Source organism: Desulfitobacterium elongatum (genome assembly GCF_055378975.1).
Map to the genome: position 1 here is coordinate 4,592,865 of NZ_AP038772.1, position 19,113 is coordinate 4,611,977.

The window sequence follows — 19,113 nt, forward strand, 5'->3', positions numbered from 1 at the left end:
TACTTTTACATGGGCTTAAATGAAAACCACTTTTTTCATCAGGTCCCTGTCATTTATTAAATACCTTTCTCAATCTTCAGATTCCGTTACATTAGTCTTGTAATTCGACAGTCGACTGTATAAACCCTTCTTTCGACTTCTTATTTTGTTCATTAATTCACACCAGTAAGCAGGCTTTAAAATGAATCACTTTTCTTTTAATTCTGAAAAACAGGTAAAGATTCGCCGAGAGATAACAAGATAATCCATGGGAAAAGAACGGCTTTAGAATTAAAATCAATACATCCATAGTACATAGAGAGAAAATGGAATCGGGGAAGTGGATCAGGGTAGAGGTTCAACTTTTAAAAAGGAGTTTATTTAGGGGGGAAAGAGATGTTAATTGTAGGAGAACTTATTAATGCGAGCCGGAAGGCAATTGGTGAAGCCATTAGGGTTCAAGATGCAGATGCCGTCAGAAAGGTTGCCATCGACCAACGCGAAGCGAGTGCAGACTTCATTGATGTCAACGCGGGTATCTTCGTAGGTAAAGAAGCAGATTATCTTCAATGGCTCGTGAAAACCGTTCAAGAGGCTACCAACGACGCGCCCTGTTGTATTGATAGCCCAGATCCAAAGGCAATTCATGCGGCACTGTCCGTACACAAAGGTATCGCAATGATTAACTCCATTTCCTTAGAGAAAAGTCGCTATGATACGCTAGTTCCTGTCGTGGCCGGAACCGATCTCAAAGTCATTGCACTTTGCATGAGCGACGACGGAATGCCTGAGACAACCGAGCAACGACTTAAAATCGCTGACCGTCTCATCAATGGATTAGTGCAAAATAATGTCCCCATCGATAACATTTATGTCGATCCCCTGGTTCAGCCTGTGGCTACTAACAAAGATTTCGGAATTGAATTCTTGAATGCGGTGGAGACTATTTCCAAAGAATTCAAAGGGGTTCACACCATGTGTGGGTTATCGAACATCTCCTATGGTTTACCCAACCGTAAATTCATCAATCAAGCCTTTGCCATCATGGCCGTTGCCAAAGGCTTAGATGGTCTAATCATCAATCCCCTCGATAAACGAATGATGGCAAGCCTAGTCACTGCCGAAACCTTGGCTGGACGAGATAATTACTGCAGCAACTATCTTAACGCCTATCGCTCACAGATGTTTGACTTCTAGAATCAGCTTGTAAAAGGACATCCTCCTTCCCCTTCTCTAAATGAGTGGGGGAATTTTTCTTAAGTGAGAAGAAAGGAGCTTCATTATGGAAAAGTCTCTTTGTACCATAACCTTCCTCCCGCAAGGGCTAGCCGTAAAGGTCCCTCAGAATACAACGATCCTCACTGCGGCAGTTCTCCATAACCTTCATGTAGAAAGTACCTGTAACGGGAAGGGAACTTGCGGTAAGTGTCTCGTCAAGGTATCTGGTAGAGTCAGTGAACCCTCTTCTCAGGAAACGAAACGACTCGGCGCCAAGCAAGATGAAGGTTGGAGGTTCGCCTGTCAGACTCGAATCTTAGGAGAAACCACGATAACCTTATCTGAAAAGGATACCTTTCATACCGTCCAAGGGGGTCAAGCCCGCGAATACCCCTTTGAGCCGATCATCCGAGAAATTCATCCCTCCTCTGACGAATTATATGGATTAGCAATCGATATAGGCACGACAAGCATCGTCGCCTCCCTAATGGATTTGAATACCGATGAACAGGAGCTTCTAACCACTTCCTGTTTAAATCCTCAGACCCAATTCGGTGGGGATGTCATTACTCGTATAACCTTTGCCCATCAAAGCGTAGAAGATACCCAAAAATTAAGAGAAGCCGTTTTAAGCGGAATCAATCAACTGATCAAAGAAATGTATACCCAGCTAAACATTCAACCCCAGCACATCTCCCATGCCACAATTGCGGCCAATACCACAATGCTTCACTTACTTGTAGGTCTCGATCCCATTTCTCTCGCTTTAGCGCCATACACCCCCATCTTTACCGATTATCAGGAGCATACCGCTGAAGAACTTGGATTCGATATTGCACCTAACGCTCTCGTAAGCTTGATACCCTCCCTTTCCGCCTTTATCGGTGCCGATATCTTAGCCGGATTGATCGCTATCGACTTTCAAAGGTTAATGGTTCCTTCTCTTTTTATTGATATCGGTACGAATGGAGAAATCGTGGCCAACGTAAACGGGCAGTTAGTGGCTACCTCTTCTGCGGCTGGACCCGCTCTGGAAGGCATGAATATTCACTGTGGCTGCCGGGCAGAGGACGGCGCAATCTCCAGTGTCCAACTTAGCGAAAGTGGCGTAATCACGTTGGAATCGATTGGCACTGCGAAGATTAAAGGATTATGCGGCAGTGGACTTGTGGAATTAGTGGCTGAGCTGGTAAACGCTCAGATCATCACCCCAAGTGGTAAATTTGCTGAGCCAGCTGAACTCCCCGAATTCTTCGCCCAACATCTCATCGAATATAATGAACAGTACGCCTTTGTCATTCACCCTGAATCCATGATCCTTCTTACTCAGAAAGACGTCCGTCAAGTCCAGCTTGCTAAAGCCGCAATAGCTGCAGCCATAGAAATTCTCTTTAAGCGTCTTGACGTTGAGCTCGCCTCTGTAGAACACATCTTTATCGCCGGTGCTTTTGGTTATCATCTCAAACCGGAAGCGTTAAAGACCATTGGGCTGTTACCGAAAGGGCTAGATGCCCCCATTCACTTCGTCGGAAATACCGCGAAAGAAGGCGCCCGACTTTGCCTCTGCAGTAAGCAAGCCTTAGAGGAAACAAAAGCTCTCCAAAAGGCGTTAATCCCCTTGGAGCTTTCCTATGCACCTGAATTCATGACTCACTATGTAGACCAAATGGGTTTCCCAGTATAGACAAAACCACCAAAGGAAGCGTCATAACGGTTCCTTTGGTGGTTTCTTTGTTTCCTCTCCATAATGGAGACTTACTTCAGGTGGAGTTTTAACCCCATCTGAAGTTTAGTCTTCGGGTAAAAATTCTCTTCAGCTCCTCTGTCTGAAGGGACGTACCGATAAAACTAACTGCTTCTATTGTACTCTCTCTTAATTTTTCAATCTCATAATGACCATCAACATAATTAAATTCAAGAAAGCCCTCGCCCTCGCTCGCGTGAACAATTCCCTTCCCTCGAATTACCTCACCATATTGTCCATTTTTGAGGGTATCAAGGAGTTGCTCTAAGTCCTTAACTTCGAACGTTCTTGAGGTCTGTAGCCCCAAGGATTCAAAGTCATGATCTGTTTGAAAGGGTTCCTTTTTCAAGCTTCGGTCTGGTTTTCTATCCAACAGGTGAGCCAAATCATTGGCTGATATGTCCTCCCAATCCATGTCAACAATCAACGCCGTCCCATTCATTCGCCTTAACTCTGCATTGATTCTCTTCAGCTCTTCTTTGTCGACGAACTGGGTCTTACTAACCACTAAAGAAGAGGCCAACTCAATCTGGTTTGCGAAAAATCCGGAGTAGCTATTGGCATGTTTGAAGAAATTCAGAGCATCAACCACTGTAATCACAGAGTTAAGAGTACACCTCGAGGAAATCTGCAAGTCTTTAAACAGCTCGAAAATCTCACTTAACACGAAGATCCCAGAGGGTTCGAAAATGATCCGATCCACTTCTTGATTCAGGATCTCTCGAAGAGTTAGCCTGAAATCTTCCTTCAGTGTGCAGCAAACACATCCATTGGTTAGTTCATAGATTTTAAATCCCGCTACGCTTAAAACTTCCTTATCAATCTGGGTTTCCCCATATTCATTTTCGATAATGACGACCTTTTCCTTGCCCGAGGACTTAAGAATCTGACGTATCAGAGTCGTTTTTCCCGCTCCCAGAAATCCAGAGACGATATCAAATTTGACCATTACCCTCCCCCTCGCTCTTACTCTCAATCTTCTCCTCTGTATTCTTTTTCTCATATTATCTGTTTTCCCGCTAGGACTTTGTCTCTCGTCGCTTCACCCTTTTCTCCATATCCTTGGTGTTAGCTTACTTTGTATCCGTATTGTTTGCTATGGATTATTCTGTACTTCTTAGGATTATAGTGTATTTTTGTCCTAGCATGAGCGTTTTTCTTCACATCCCTATCCGAAAATGAAGTAAAGATTAATCAAGATAAGACAAGAAAATCCATACGATGAAAGCTCCCCAAGGACTAGAATAAAGTAAGCGATAATTTTGACTTAATATTCACACAAGTTTGATAAATAAAGGAGTGAGGCCTCAACCGAACCGCCCTGGAAAATCCTTTGACTTTCTGTCTGTAAAAATGCAGGACAGAATGGATTAGAATCGAAGATATGAGGAGGTAAAAAAATGAGTAACTTTGAAGAGCTAAGTAAAGCCGTCATCGCAGGACAAGAATATAAAGTGACAGAACTAACAAAATTTGCAATCCAAGAAGGGGTAGAACCGCTTTCCATTATCAATGACGGTTTAATTGCTGGAATGAACGTCGTTGGGCAACGCTTTAAAGTCGGAGATATGTTTGTTCCTGAAGTACTAATGTCCGCTCGTGCGATGGGTGCCGGCGTTGAACTGGTTAAGCCCCTACTATTAGATGGTGAAGTTCCGAGTAAGGGGACGATTGTTCTTGGTACTGTAAAAGGTGATTTGCATGACATCGGAAAAAACCTCGTCGGTATGATGCTTGAAAGCTCTGGCTACAAAGTCATTGATATGGGAGTAGATACCTCACCTGAGGAATTCGTCGCTGCGATCAAAGAACATAAGGCTCAAATCCTTGGCCTTTCCGCTTTGCTGACGACCACAATGCTTTCGATGAAGGAAACGATCGAAGTTCTAAGAGAAGAGGGCATTCGAAACGACGTTAGAGTTCTCATCGGTGGAGCCCCGATCTCACAAACCTTTGCTGATGAAATCGGCGCCGATGGCTTTGCCTCTGATGCAGCTTCTGCTACTGAACTTGTCGGAAGACTTTTAGCTTAAATTTTTCCGAGCAAGTTTATCACTAAGGCCATAGTGAGATTTATTAGGAGGGGATAATGTGGATAATCTCGTATTTAAGAATCTATCTTACACGAGCTTAGACGATTTCGTCTACGGGTATGCTAAGAAACCTATCCAGAGTAGTAATGGTATGGTCATTGGTGGAGGCACGGTTTATCCTGAGCTTAACTTTACGCTTCCCCCGATGTTAATATCTGAAGCGACTATGCCAAAGGTTAAAGCGCAATACGAAGAGATGATTCACGGTGCATGCTCTAAAGCACATGAATTAAATGTACCGGGTATGTTAGTCGAAATCGAGCTCCTTCCGCCTTGCACTTTTAATCCCCAGTGGGGCGTTGAAGTAACAAAAGTCGTCAAAGACGTGATGCTAGAATACGAAGCAAAATTTGGGCTTAAAAGTCTTTTACGTCTAACCCCTGTTGACATCCGTGAAGGTAAAAAACTAAAGCATATGTACCATGGCGAACATTGGGATAATTTAATGGCGACCTTTAGTGGTTGTGGTGATGCAGGAGCAGACTTTTTAGCTATCGAATCTGTCGGTGGCAAACACCTTCATGATGAAGCTGTTATGAATTGTGATTTACCCAAAGCCCTCTTCGCACTCGGCGTTGTTGGTACACACGATATGACTATTTTGTGGGATAACATCGTAAAAATCTCAAAACAGACCAACTCTCTACCTTCCGGGGATACGGCCTGTGGATTTGCCAATACCTCCATGGTTATGGCTAATAAAAACTTCATTCCAAAAGTTTTCGCTGCCGTTGATCGTGTAATGAGTGCTGTAAGAACCTTAGTCGCTGTAGAGCGTGGTGCAGTTGGCCCAGATAAAGACTGCGGCTACGAAGGAGTCTATCTGAAAGCAATCTCCGGCACCCCAATTTCGATGGAAGGGAAATCCAGTGCTTGTGCCCACTCCAGTACCGTAGGTAACATTGCAGCCTGTCTGGCTGACTGCTGGAGTAATGAGTCCGTTGAAAATGTACGACTTTTAGGCGGAATGGCCCCGACCGTAACACTAGAAAATCTTATTTACGATTGCCGCTTAATGAACGTCGCTACATCACGTGGAAAAGCTAAGGACATGAGAGACCTGCTCGCAGAATCAGACCGTCAGTTTGACCCGCAAGCCTATATTTTAGACCCAAGTGTTGTTCTCAAAATAAGCGGAGAAATTGTTAAAGGCCAATCTCACCTTGAACGCACAAAAATCGCTGCCTCCGCCACCATTTCAGAATTACGGGATGCTCATAAGGCCGGAGCCTTATCGCTTGCTGAGCGCGAAGTTCGCTATCTGGATATCTTAGAGGAGCAATTGAACTCCGTTCCTGAGGACAAAACCGAATTTATGCAAGCTATGATCAAGAGTACGACGACGGATAAATTTGATCCTGCAAAATATGACCTATAGAATGTTCTAAGCATCGATAAAACGATCGAACCCTAAGAATGGACTTTTGGCGCTTTAGCCTCGTCAGGAATGGGATAATTTCTTACCTGAACGAGCTGAAGCGCTCTTTCCATTTTCTATTTTAACGCTTTCTAATAGCTTGTTTGTACAACTTAAACGCGGTTCTATGATATACTAGATTTGGAATAATTACACTTTTAAGGGTGCATCCACCTTATACCAGACTCCGGAGGTGATATATTTGAACCCAACAAATGTAATATCAACCCAGGAATCCCACTGGTTAGGCAAACTTGTTGAACGAAGCCTCTTAGAAAAAATGTTGTGTTCCTTTTCTAAGTCGACTGGCTTGAAAGCCATCCTTGTCGATACCAAAGGAAATACTCTCGTCTCCACGGATAACGAGATTATGGACTGTCGTTTTTGTAAAATGATACGGTCAGATGATTTAGGTACAAAAAAATGCCAGCGTTCCTACGCGCGTGCTTGTCTGGAAGCTGCCAAATATGGAGAGCCTTACATTTTCCGCTGTCATGCAGGGTTGATCATGTGGGCTGCACCCATTCTCTTGGAAGAACAAGTGGCTTCCATTATCTGTGGTCAGGTTCTCATGTGGGAACCTGAAGATTACTTCCTCGACGAAATCGAAGAAATGGTCAAAGGACTTGATATAGATATAGCGGCAGTAAAATGGGCTGCAGCCCAACTTGAGATTATGTCCAGTGATAAGGTTCAAGCGGCTGCTGACTTGTTATTCATCGTTGCCAATCAGATCATGAAAAGCGGGATGACCGTCCTAGAGCAAAGACGAAAAATAGCCGCCCAGCAAGCTCAGCTTGCCGTAGAAATTCAAGCTCGAAAACGAGCCGAAATTGCCATGCGTACGATTGAGACCAGAGCCTTTTCCGTCTATTCCTTAGACAAGGAATACGAACTACGAGCTAAGGTACGCAATGGCGAAACTAAGCCTGCTCATAAAATTCTCGATCAAATCTTAATCGATATCATGGAAAAACGCTATGGAAACATGGATACTGTTAAAACACGTATCGTCGAGTTGGTCGTCATGATTTCAAGAGCTGCCATCGATGGGGGTGCAGACTCAAACGATGTTCTTGAACTCAACTCACATTTTTACCGAGAAATTCTTGAATCAACCCATCCTGCTGAGCTTTGTCACTGGTCCAAAACGATGTTAGATAAATTTCTGAACTGCGTGTTAGGCACTAAAAACCAGAAAAACCTGCAAGCCGTTCAGAAGGCGGCTGATTATATTAACCAAAACTCTGAAAAAAAGATCACCATCGATGAAGTTGCACAGATCGTCTATCTTAGCCCTTGCTATCTCAGCCGAATTTTCAAGCAAAATCTCGGCTGTACCCTCATGGAATACCTTACTCAAATTAGAGTTGAAAAGGCCAAGATGATGCTCAGAAATCCCAAATATAATATTACCCAAGTCGCCGAAGAAAGTGGCTTTGAAGACCCGGGGTATTTCACACGAGTATTTAAGAAGATCGAAGGGATTACTCCCAGTCGATATAAGCAAAATGCACTTTAGCCATTCTAGGATTGAAGGAGTGGGTGAATCTGATAACTTCAGAATTAGAATTAATCACCGATGCGCTTATGAAAGGTCAGGCTAACCGTGTAAAGACTCTCTCTACCCTAGCTATTGAAAATGGCATCGATCCCCAGACACTCCTGGAAAAAGCCTTAATTCCTGGTATGCAAGTGATTGGTGAGCAATTTCGTAATAATGACATTTATATCTCCGATGTGTTGATTGCCTCACGTGCCATGCATGCTGGACTCTATGTTCTAAAACCCCATTTGTCTGCAGCTCAACAATCCTTACTGGGTAAAGTCGTTGTCGGTACTGTGGCGGGGGATCTTCATGATATAGGAAAGAACTTAATCGTTATGATGTTACGTGGTGCCGGCTTTGAGGTCATTGATCTGGGAGTTGATGTGCAACCCGAGGATTTCGTGGCGGCAATTCGTGATCATCATCCCGACGTCGTCGCCTTATCTGCGATGCTTACCACGACCTTGTTTATGATATCTGAAACGATCCGAGAACTTGAGAAGGAAGGCTTAAGAGATCAGGTCAAGGTTATTATCGGGGGAGGCCCTGCAACCAGCGATTTTGCGCGTGTGATCAAAGCCGATGGTTTTGCTGATGATGCCATAACTGCTGTTGACTTAGTTAAGAGAATACTCGATGTATAGTTCTATAGCTCCAAAAAAAGATCAGGATGTAAGCTTGATGAAGCTTACTCCTGATCTTTTTAACGACTCAATTGTTAAATATCGTTATCTTCAAGTAATCTTTTGTAGTAAAATCCGCTGGTGTAAAGCGCAGCTGCGGGGTTATGTCCAAGCACTCGATCCTTAGTAATAAGAGTTGTCACGGGTGCCTCAGAATACTTAATAAATAGAGAGTCATGACCAACACATAACCCGATGATCACATTCAAGTCTGTCTTTTCTTCATTAAGCAACTTTGCTTGCAAAACAGGGTTACATAAGGACTCATGACAGCCCTTTTGGATTTTTAACTTTTCGTCTACTCCGACTTCTGTTTTGTCAATTGAGCCAACTTTGCAAATCACACTATAGCTTTCCAGCCCTTTTTTATTAAGTATTTTTACAAACGTTTTGGCTTCACTTATTAACCCTACACAGGTTGCGATCCCAATCTTTTTTGCTCCAATCTTCTTTGCAAAAAGAATAATCTCTTCTACTCGTGTTATCTTTCCATAGTATGTCCCCTCAATTTCTGCTGCCGCATGGGATAACTTTGAAACGAACTCATCGTTTCGATAAAGTCTATTTACTTCCTCTATCGTCTGATTATCCGTATTCGTTGTAAGGCAGAACTGGGGAAAGGTTTTATCTTGCCGATAGCAGTTTAAAACTCCACAGTCTGTGCAACTCAGATTCTTTGTTTCATTACTCATTAACCAAACTCCTTTTTTATCAGATTAGCATAATCTGCCCCCTCAAGTACCCCATCCTAAACCGAACGCGGAGATATTGAAAAACTCACGGCGTTTCATAAAAATTCTTGTCACCTCTTCTTTTATAATTTGGTCATAACAAATCTTAAGAATAATTTACCAGCTTACGAATAGTTATTGCAATACTATGCCAATACCTCTCCGTAATTTTTAAGGCAAAATAAAAGGAAACCCCGGTTTTCCTCCAACCAGGGTTTCCCTTTTCGCTTTGATTACACTATGTCACTTTGGCGTAGCTTTGCCAAAGTGGCATATCACAAGCGATACTCATCTATCTTTCGGTACAGTGTGCGGAAAGCCCAATTCCTTTCGTTTATCGGGAGGTGATACCGGGAATACATATTCAAGCGGTTTTGTACTCACATGCATCCTACTTTATTAACTAATAACTCCGAACCACTTAATATAAAAAATTTTTCACAATTTACTTCCAAAAGTTGCTATAACAAAACCATAATATGACTTCCCATTATATGGATTTTGCGAAGTTCATTTTCTTAGAAATAACTATTACGAATAAAAATAATCGGAAGCTGGATTAATAAGGCTTATAATCTAAGACAGTTCTATGTTGGGCATCATTTTATAAGTTGAAGTTCAAAACTTGAGTCTGATAACTTAGCGTGCTACCAGTCACTAGTCGAGTTACTGTCCCTCTCGTATCAAAGAAATGTCTCCTGAAAATGTTACAATTGTTAAAACGAGAGGAAGGTGAATTGTAAAATGTCTTTGAGCAGTCTAATTAATGATAATCCAGATATTAAAAGAGAATTTCCTTTACTTAAACCTTATTTCAAAGATCAATACGGTGAACCAATATTGAAAGATGCTTGGAAATCGCTGATAAAAGTCAAAAGTATAGGTAAATACAGTGAACCAGGGCAGATTGGTACAGCTTTTGATTATGTAGCACGAGCTTTGTTGGCTCGGGAAGTAGGTTCAGTGGTCTTGGAACAAGAATTGATTGCGGTAAAGGGGTTACGGAATTTTCCTTATGCCATTTACTCACCCAATTTCCCGACTAGTGACTCAACAATTGATAATGAACGGCTTTTAGGTCGTGAGAAAATAACGATGAATTTACAAGGTATTATGGGTTATCTCCAAAACCGACTTAACGATGCTTTAAACAATAGGAAGATGTTTATAAACGGGATTTGCCATTTGAGTCAATTGATCAGTGATTCAATCTTTCTTTCGAAACTTGATGAAACATACAGGAATGGTTCCATTCATGTTGCCGATTATTATTTTCAGGAGACAGAGGGAAAAACGTACTTTTCCCAAAAACGATCTCTAACTGATCTTGACATAGCGGATAATGTAAGCCAGCTTTGTGATGTTTTTTGTGATTTTTTAAGAACGGTTTCATGGTCAAAAGTAACGTTAAATCCTTCTTTTGAAGAGTACAGCGAACAGTTAGGCGGAGCAGATGCCGACTTTATAGCAGATGATTGTGTTGTTGATCTGAAAACGACTAGTAGATTAGAGTATAAAGGCGATGATTTTGCCCAAATTCTTGGGTATGCTGCCATGGCTAGGAAAACTGGTTATGAGATTCAACGTATAGCGATCTATTATGCACGATATGATTTCTTTGTTTCATTGGATTTATCTGTCTTAGGTAATGACTTCTTAAACAGATATTGGAACGTATTGTCTAAAACCGATAAATAACCCCCATAGCTTGAACAATGGGGGTCGATGATTAGAGGTTGTTATTAAACGGTTTTCATTGTTGGTTTATTAGCTGCCTGTAGTTTTAAATTCAATGCTTCCCTTTTTCTTTTAGCTATTTCTGGCTGAACATAGTAAAAATCGAAGAGCATATCTAACACTTCAAGATTCCATTCCGCTTCTCCTGGTTCAACAGGTATAATTTCTCCTGATTGTTTATCTTTTATTGGATGAGCTGCAAAGTTACCGATATTTCTAATTGCATCGATTGATTCTGCAATATAACTAGGTAAATTAGGAATTACTGCATCAATCTGAGCCGATAAATCCTTTTGAGTAGTATTTCCTGCTTCCCTTAAAACAGTTTGAAGGCAACGTCTGGATAATGCAGCACTCGCTTTCGGACTAAAATTTAATACCATTGCCGCTTCATTATAATCTTCAGCAATATGTTCAGGGACTTCCTTTGGTATAGGATTTCTCGAATAACAGCGCGGCCAAAGAATATATTCATCCCGAGTTTTAGCGTCCATTGCACTAATAATCAGTCTCCTACAGTTTGGGCAAAATGAATAAGTTATAAAAAAATTTTCCTTTGATTGATTTACAAATCCTTGGGTACCTTTTTCCTCGAATAGAACTACAACTGAACAATGCGGACATTTTTCTCTATTTCCAGGATCGTATTTTCCCATTCTATCCACTCCTTTTTTAAATAAATTTTACCATAAGATCTTAAATTGAGTCCGATAATATGCACTATGACAAGTTACCATAAAACCAAAACCTCATTTTTTGCCATTTAAGCTACTGAGCCGTGATTCAGATGTCCACGCGATCACAAGAAAACGATGTTTCAAGTGAAATAGCTGAACTCTTGGTAGCTCCGTTTTACGCTCATTTTCTAAGCACCCCATGTATATCATTTCTGTCATTGTCTACTCCTTGTTGACATAAAGAATTTTCTCCGCACCCCGTTTCAAAAAAACAGGTCATGTCATATGCTGTAACCTTGGTGAACAATTCTTTCCTTCACGCATAATTTCAGCTTCCCATTATCCTACTTTTTGTACTTAAACTAGGTTTGTTTGTACTTCCAATTATTAGCCTAACGGGAATATGGATAATTTGAAGTTGAATAACACTTATATTTAAATTTACTGTTATGGTTCTCTTGTCATGAAGCTTTATTGGTCTTTCAAAAACTGATGAGTTGGGGATCATATCATATTGTGGCCCACCTCTCGTAGCAGCACAAATGTGCTCGGCAACTCCTATGTTCATTATTTCTTTAGGATCTTTATTTGCTCCACGGGTTGGTCTACAATCAGGATTACTGCACCGCAATCTGACTCGGTTTCCAAGAAGATTCTTTATTGTTTTGAGGAAAACATCTCTATTGTTTGTCATATGTTCATTCTTCTTTCAACTTTCTTAAGAAGTTAATGTTATATCTATAAATACTTCAAGATTATTTGGACACTTTAACCCAAATCATAGGTGCCAGAAATTTTACTCATAATCAACATCTGAATCTCGCTTTAATACATGCGATTCAGTATTGCCATTCGAATGTATGATAAAAACGCCTTTTTCTTTAGCTGCCTTACTTGGCGTTCCATAAAAGTGATAAGTTTCGTCTTCAAAAACTATGCTATATTCAAAAATAAGAGCCTTTTTAATACTATCAAGATATTTCAAAAGTAGTTCGGATTTTAATTCTGCAATACTACCATAAGTTCCTTGTTTTGTATATCCGCCCTCTTCGCTCGGCTCACTCCATTTAGCTATATGCAGAGAAAAATTTCTATTTTCAACAGGAAGCGAAAGCAACTCTACATTCAATTGTTCATATCCGCAATAAGCCAATACATCTTGTGAAAAAGAATAGATATTCGTAGATACATTTTTTGCAAATGGATCATGCTGGTCAAGCCGGTCATCTTTAAAAGCCTCAATATCGCCATGTATAGGCCAAATTGTTACAGCAGTCTTTTTGAGATATCTACGTTCTTCCGGATCTGGTTCAAAATAAAAATCCTCAAATATGTAATGTGGATTCTTTAGTTCCTTTATTAATCTAGGAATATCCTTCTCATTTATTAACGCGCTCTTTGTTTTTACCCTCTGGCAGCTTTGATCGAAAGAAGAATTACAACTCAAGTAAGTGATTATGTTATTACCATTTATAATTAGTGAATTAATTAAACCTGGTTGGATCATGTATTCACGGTCGTTTTCTGGATTCTTATACTTTTTAAATTCCCATAAAAATGGGACTAAGGGAATATGGGCACGATATTCACAGCTCCAATATTCTTGATAACCCGGGAGATATGAATCAAGCCATTCATGGTAGTTCTTATATGTATTTTCGGAATAGGGCAAGGTGCAACGATATTGGTCGGCAACATAAAACATTGCATGCCACTCGGCATATTTCTCCAACGTTTCAATTTCTGGCAAACAACCTTGACTATTGTGTGTATTACGGTTGTGGTATCTATTATAATGCAAATAATCATTTCGCCATATTTGTGCTTTGTTATTATCAATACCAAACTGTTGGATATAGTTATCGCAATCTCTGGCAACTTCCTCCTGAGTAAGGCAAAAGATATCTGCAACATCATTGTACCAATATGGGAGTGTATCCATGTAATCAAAATGAAAACGGAACTTTTGAATTGATGAGAAACTTGCTCTTGCATATCTTGGAGACTTTTTAACCTTTCCAAGTTTTAGTTCATCAGATATCAGTAACTGCTCAATGTCATCAGGATAACTCACTTCAGCAATTTTAAGACTAATATGTTTTGCAAACCTTCTTTGTAATGCATGAGTGATTTGTCCAGAGCAGGCAATTTCTTTAAAGAAGTTATAAAATGGAACTCCGTCTTTTGGTTCTTCGCCAAAAATTCGAAGGCATACAACTAAAAAATATACTTTAGCCGACTCAATAAAAAAGAAATTATTTTCATCCATGTATCGCAAATCAAAATGAGCGTTATATAAAGTGGTGAAATATCCTATAATGTTTGAGTATCCACATGAATATAAGTTCCGTATTACATGTGTAGCAATCCAACGATATTTTTTATCTGGATGTCCCAGCATTCTCCAAAGCAATTTGCAAATCGGCAGTAAATCCCCATCAATTTGAGAAAAGCTATCAGAAAACGGTCTATCCCCTGATAGTGGATGAATTGAAGGAATTTCTGTTGAGATACACCACTTTAAAGCTTCTTCAGCATACCCGGAGGAAAGACGTATAGATAATTTCTTTAATATCTCAATGATATATTCACTTGAAACATTATCTTTTAATATCAAGTATTCTATAAAAAATGCTCGAATATCAGCTTCTTGAACATTAAAGATCCTGGTCAACTTATCATAATAATCATGATAGGAAATTAAAATTTTTTCCATATGATCTACAAATATTTTTCTTTGGATGCATACATCATTTCTCCAAGCTTCCACTGATGGCCAAACACTCCATGTACTTATGTGTTTTATAAAAACGTTCATAATTTTTGAACATTCGATAGAATATATCCCATTTAAGCAAGCTTCTATCAATATGTTTGCATTAGAAACATAATCTTCCGGTAGAGTGTTGGCAAGCCATAAATCAACAAATTTAACTTGACTATCCCTCTCTAATACTTTTAAATAGTCCACTAATTGTGTTGAACTAGATATGGTGCAAGTTTGAACATAGGATTTCATATTTGAAACAGGTAATTTAGTTTTTTTATTTTCTATCTGCTCTTTTTTTGCTTTGTGACTATCAATAGAGCATAGAAAATCATGTAAAGCCTTTATCTCTTGGCTGTTTTTACAATCTATATGATATTCATTGATGTAAGAAATGAGCTCTTTTGTCAATGAATCTTTATAACTTAATGGTACATTGTATAAGGTATCATAAATTAGATTGTCTAAACTCTTTTGGCGAACTAAAGTCGGCACTTTTGCGAGCTGCTGCAAGATCTTTTCTGCTAGATCGCTATAATCAGACGGCTGTTCTGGCAGTAAAATAGTCGACAGTGATGATATAATATTTGGGTGATAAGCACCTCTTTCCAACAATACAGATAACACATAAAAAGCACTTTCAGTTAAGGAAAAATGATCAAAATCATTACGATCATCTAACCGGCACATTATTGAAAAAATATTCTCTGGACATAATATTGTCGCAGTTTCAAAAACCTCTCTATACGGAAAATTCTTTGAATCACCCATCTTTCGATAATAATCCCCTGCTAAACGTACAAATTCATGGGAAAGCTCAATATTTGAAAGATATTTTCCATCTGAAGAAACGTTAGACAAAACATTAAAAAGCTCAAGCTTTCGATATGATTCGTAATCCAATCCTTTTGCAGCTTGAAGTGCTTTTTCAAAATAAATCTGACCAACACTTAACTCAACTTTCTGACCAATCTGAGCACATTTGATATATGCCTCCGATGCTTCCATAGCTGATGTGGGATATTGAATGAGTTCATCAGATATGGATTTAAGAGTTTCTAAAGTAAATTGATAAGAACGGCGATCATATGAGCATAAGTCCGCTAAGGCAAATTTCGTATCACGATATATTTTGGTGGCTTTCGCTATTTTTATAAGGCTTTGATATATTGCTTGAGAATCCGTTGTACCCGTATTCAAAACAGCATCGGATAGTGCTAATAAACAGAGGCGAGTACTTCCAGATTTTTGACTATCAAGATCGCTCCAGAACAATCGATCTAATTTTGTCAAACAATCGTTATAAAGCGCCTCTGCCGCTTCTCTATTAACTCCCAATATTATTTGCATTCGATAGATATATGCAGGAAGGAGAAGGTCGTAGACTTTTCTTATATCTTTTACCCGTTCATCAATTTCTTTTCGTGTAAATCGTTTGTCCTTCAGTAGACTTTCCTTATCACAAAAATCTTCAGAATTAATTTTTTCATTCTTTAAAGTTTTTTCCAAAACATAGAATCTCACATTGCAATTTAATTCATGCTCATCATCCCCATGAATGTAAGGTAAATACGAAACACGATAGTTAACATGGTACTTTGATATAATATTAAGAAGCAAATTCCTATCTTTATCATCTTTGCAAAGATATTCAAGGAACAGAATAAAATGATCTTTATTAAGCTTAGCAAGATTTAATACTTGTATTTTATTAAACACATTTATAAGATATTCAACCAAATCAATTGGAGGTGTTTTTTTGCATTTTAAATAGGCTGCTACTGTAGCAAGCTTACAATGAAAGGACCAATGCAAACTTTCAATTTGGTTTGCTATTTTCATATCATTTCGGTTAATTAAACGAACAAAAACTACAAATAATAAGTTTGCCTGAAATTTTTTACTAACCCATGAGGTTATCCAGCGTTTCATTGAGGTCTCGTCTTGGAGCCTGAGCAGCGATTCTGCTATATTGACAATATCATCAAATTGCGGTCTTTGTACCGGATTTTGCTTTTCTTCAGGTTTACTGTAATAATAATTTGCAGCACCCACATAGCTATCCAAGTAGGAAAGGGCTTTTGTCTTTGTCGCAGATTTCATTGAGAAGATAAAAACAGCTTTCCCCAAGCTATCAAAATCATTTCTATCAGTGGTAAATACTTTTAAAAGGGTGTTCTGATCACAATACAAATATGCCTGTTCTGGGTTACTTTGTATTAGTTTATTGATTGCTTCATCACTTTTAGAAAAGTCAATGATTTTATATATCAACTGAAAAGATTCTTTCCAGTATTCCTGTGTTTTTATGACTGGAATACTTAAAGTTGCTTTAATTCGTGAAAGCATAATCCTACTAGCTTCTGTAATATCCACAAGTGATTCATCAATTGATTCATTTAAAGATATATTCAAAAGTTTAGATATGTCAGACTGTTTGGAAAGGAAACTATGTACATATTTTGCGCAGTAAGCATCTTGGTGACGGTGCTGGTACATATAATCGGTTATGGTACTAACAGCTTTTAAATTATCACAATATTTATCCCGTAAAAATGTTTCAAAATCCTCATCATGAAAGTAAATAAGATCATTTTCTATATACAGGCCAAAAGAACAGTCTACACTTAAACTCTGCAACATTTCCGGTGTGCAATCAAGTATTTTGACAGCAATTATTAGTGGTATCGGGCGAGGTAAATTTATAAGGACTCCGAAAATAAATAAGATTTCTTCATTTTTCTCTCCATATCTCTGGGAGATTTCTTCAAGTATATCTTGGAGTAAATCATCGGTAGTTTTACCATATGGGCGTAGCATATCTAACACTTCATGAAATGTCTCTCGTTTTAAATTCAATGAATATGCTTGAACTCGTGGTATACCTTTACTTAGACGATGAAATTCTAAACATTCTTCTTCTGTTGCGGTAGAATAAAAAGATTTGATATATGCTGTGCTTTCCTGCAGATTAAATGCAGGGACTTCATAAGTTTTAGTGCCTTCTGGAAAGGTAAAATAATCAACGTGCTCTGTTCGATATGTTAAAAGAAGTCGTACACCTTGTGGTAAAGGCTGTTTAAGTAATTTATCAATAAAACAAGGCCTTACATTTTGCCTTGCAGCAAATACTCCATTATCAGATGCATCGATAATTAGTAATATAATAGCACTTTCAGAAAATGATTTTACATATTTAACTGCATGTTCCAGCCGTACACACAACTCTTGGAAAAACTCAGAATCCTTCAATCTGCGTTCCAACAAAAATTCAGTTTTACATTCAAGTGCCAGACCATTGCAAATCTGAGGTATAGCGGTATCACATTCATATCTTGAATCGGAAGGCTGCAGATATGTTCCACCTCCATAGCAATCGTAGAAAACCACAGCAGAGCCATCAGGAAGATATTTTTCAATATTGCTTACAAGTGTAGTCTTTCCTACACCGGCTGTAGCGTAGACACATATAGGCACTTTTTCTTGTTGTAATACTATTTTCACTAAATCCTGAATGCATGCTCTTTCAATAAAACCTGTTTTCAACGCTGGAATATTGGTAGGCGCAGGGAAAAATCGAGTATAATTACAGCCAAATAGAGAGCATACAAAATCTTTAGTCATTGCTACATTGGCGTTTCTACCAGGCATCATTCGATCCCGAATCGTCATTATTATTTCGTTATATTTATTTTGTAAACTATCTATACCCCAATTCCCCAATTGTTGAATAATTTCTGCCTTTTTAATGCTTCTTGTAGCAGTACCACAATCCGCAAAATCAAGCATTTTAATAAAACTCAAAAACGCTGTTGAGCTAAGGTTGGATTCTTTATATATCCTTTCAATGTCAGTCGTAGATTCGGGAGGAAGATTCTTTATGATGCTGCTGGCTTGCTTATATCTTTTGGTTGCTAAAAGCTCTCTTGCTTTGACTAAGCCTTGTTTTAAATTGTCAGAGATGGGACGGTTGCTGACAAATTTTATAACAAGTTTATCCTCTGCATTCGCATTCTTTTCTATATACTCTTTATAAGCATCAGCAAGTCTACGAATAATTGAATTATCTTTCTTCTTATTGTCAGAATGGCATAAACTAGCAACGGTCCACACCGTGTCGCCCATATATGTGCTATATTTTAATTGAGAAAATACTATTTTTGATGCACTTTGGAAATCTGTACCTCCATAATATTCAGCTAAGTCGATCGCATATAACTTACTATCATCTATATCAGCTACAACTGAATCTTGCCAAGCAGGCCCCTCTACGGTTACTGCTGTAAGTGCTGTATTTGGTTTAAGCATTTCCAATATCTTTTGAGCTGCCCACAAAAAATGAAAATCATCACCAGCATTAGAAGGCAACGCTCCTGCATTAGTTTTAATATTCTCCATGTTATCACCTCGAGACCCAATCTTAAGAATCTATTAAAGATTTATACTGTGTATTTGATATTGCATTCAAATTTTCATTGTTGATTTTATGTAATCTATTTTCTCATGCTCAATTATCTC

At 38.9% G+C, this 19,113-nt stretch carries 12 protein-coding genes; 7 read left to right on the forward strand and 5 right to left on the reverse strand.

The window, feature by feature from the left end; all coding sequences use genetic code 11:
* Positions 1 to 375: 375 nt before the first annotated feature.
* Positions 376 to 1,176 carry a methyltetrahydrofolate cobalamin methyltransferase gene (locus tag ACZ42W_RS21650; protein WP_464167325.1) on the forward strand — a complete coding sequence of 267 codons (801 nt, stop codon included), beginning with the start codon at positions 376 to 378 and terminating at the stop codon, positions 1,174 to 1,176.
* Between the two features lie 85 nt (positions 1,177 to 1,261).
* Positions 1,262 to 2,881 carry an ASKHA domain-containing protein gene (locus ACZ42W_RS21655; RefSeq protein ID WP_464167326.1) on the forward strand — a complete coding sequence of 540 codons (1,620 nt, stop codon included), beginning with the start codon at positions 1,262 to 1,264 and terminating at the stop codon, positions 2,879 to 2,881.
* A gap of 88 nt (positions 2,882 to 2,969) precedes the next feature.
* Here ACZ42W_RS21655 and ACZ42W_RS21660 read toward each other — a convergent pair whose 3' ends face one another.
* Positions 2,970 to 3,890: a CobW family GTP-binding protein gene (locus tag ACZ42W_RS21660; protein ID WP_464167327.1), complete on the reverse strand. Its 921-nt coding sequence runs from the start codon at positions 3,888 to 3,890 to the stop codon at positions 2,970 to 2,972.
* Between the two features lie 451 nt (positions 3,891 to 4,341).
* Here ACZ42W_RS21660 and ACZ42W_RS21665 point away from each other — a divergent pair, with 451 nt between their 5' ends.
* From ACZ42W_RS21665 to ACZ42W_RS21680, 4 genes are all read left to right on the forward strand, one after another.
* The gene (locus tag ACZ42W_RS21665) at positions 4,342 to 4,974 is read left to right on the forward strand and encodes a corrinoid protein (RefSeq protein WP_464167328.1); all 633 of its coding nucleotides are present in this window, start codon (positions 4,342 to 4,344) and stop codon (positions 4,972 to 4,974) included.
* 58 nt (positions 4,975 to 5,032) lie between these two features.
* Positions 5,033 to 6,412, forward strand: coding sequence for a methyltransferase MtaB domain-containing protein (locus tag ACZ42W_RS21670; RefSeq protein ID WP_464167329.1), 1,380 nt, complete (start codon positions 5,033 to 5,035; stop codon positions 6,410 to 6,412).
* Between the two features lie 232 nt (positions 6,413 to 6,644).
* Positions 6,645 to 7,973, forward strand: a complete 1,329-nt coding sequence (locus ACZ42W_RS21675) for a PocR ligand-binding domain-containing protein (RefSeq protein ID WP_464167330.1) — start codon at positions 6,645 to 6,647, stop codon at positions 7,971 to 7,973.
* A 29-nt stretch (positions 7,974 to 8,002) separates the two neighbouring features.
* On the forward strand, positions 8,003 to 8,644 hold the full coding sequence (locus ACZ42W_RS21680; protein WP_464171132.1) for a cobalamin B12-binding domain-containing protein: 642 nt from the start codon (positions 8,003 to 8,005) through the stop codon (positions 8,642 to 8,644).
* Positions 8,645 to 8,718: 74 nt separating this feature from the next.
* Here the strand turns inward: ACZ42W_RS21680 and ACZ42W_RS21685 are convergent, their stop codons facing one another.
* The gene (locus tag ACZ42W_RS21685; protein ID WP_464167331.1) at positions 8,719 to 9,375 is read right to left on the reverse strand and encodes a DUF1847 domain-containing protein; all 657 of its coding nucleotides are present in this window, start codon (positions 9,373 to 9,375) and stop codon (positions 8,719 to 8,721) included.
* A 783-nt stretch (positions 9,376 to 10,158) separates the two neighbouring features.
* Here ACZ42W_RS21685 and ACZ42W_RS21690 point away from each other — a divergent pair.
* Positions 10,159 to 11,112: a hypothetical protein gene (locus ACZ42W_RS21690; protein ID WP_464167332.1), complete on the forward strand. Its 954-nt coding sequence runs from the start codon at positions 10,159 to 10,161 to the stop codon at positions 11,110 to 11,112.
* 44 nt (positions 11,113 to 11,156) lie between these two features.
* On the opposite strand, the gene ACZ42W_RS21695 is transcribed toward ACZ42W_RS21690, so the two are convergent.
* From ACZ42W_RS21695 to ACZ42W_RS21705, 3 genes are all read right to left on the reverse strand, one after another.
* Positions 11,157 to 11,807 (reverse strand): DUF4145 domain-containing protein, encoded by a 651-nt coding sequence (locus ACZ42W_RS21695; RefSeq protein ID WP_464167333.1) that lies wholly within the window; start codon positions 11,805 to 11,807, stop codon positions 11,157 to 11,159.
* 349 nt (positions 11,808 to 12,156) lie between these two features.
* Positions 12,157 to 12,522: a hypothetical protein gene (locus ACZ42W_RS21700; RefSeq protein ID WP_464167334.1), complete on the reverse strand. Its 366-nt coding sequence runs from the start codon at positions 12,520 to 12,522 to the stop codon at positions 12,157 to 12,159.
* Positions 12,523 to 12,624: 102 nt separating this feature from the next.
* A complete protein-coding gene (locus ACZ42W_RS21705; RefSeq protein ID WP_464167335.1) occupies positions 12,625 to 18,993 on the reverse strand; it encodes a hypothetical protein in 6,369 nt (2,122 codons plus the stop codon).
* Positions 18,994 to 19,113 lie beyond the last annotated feature (120 nt).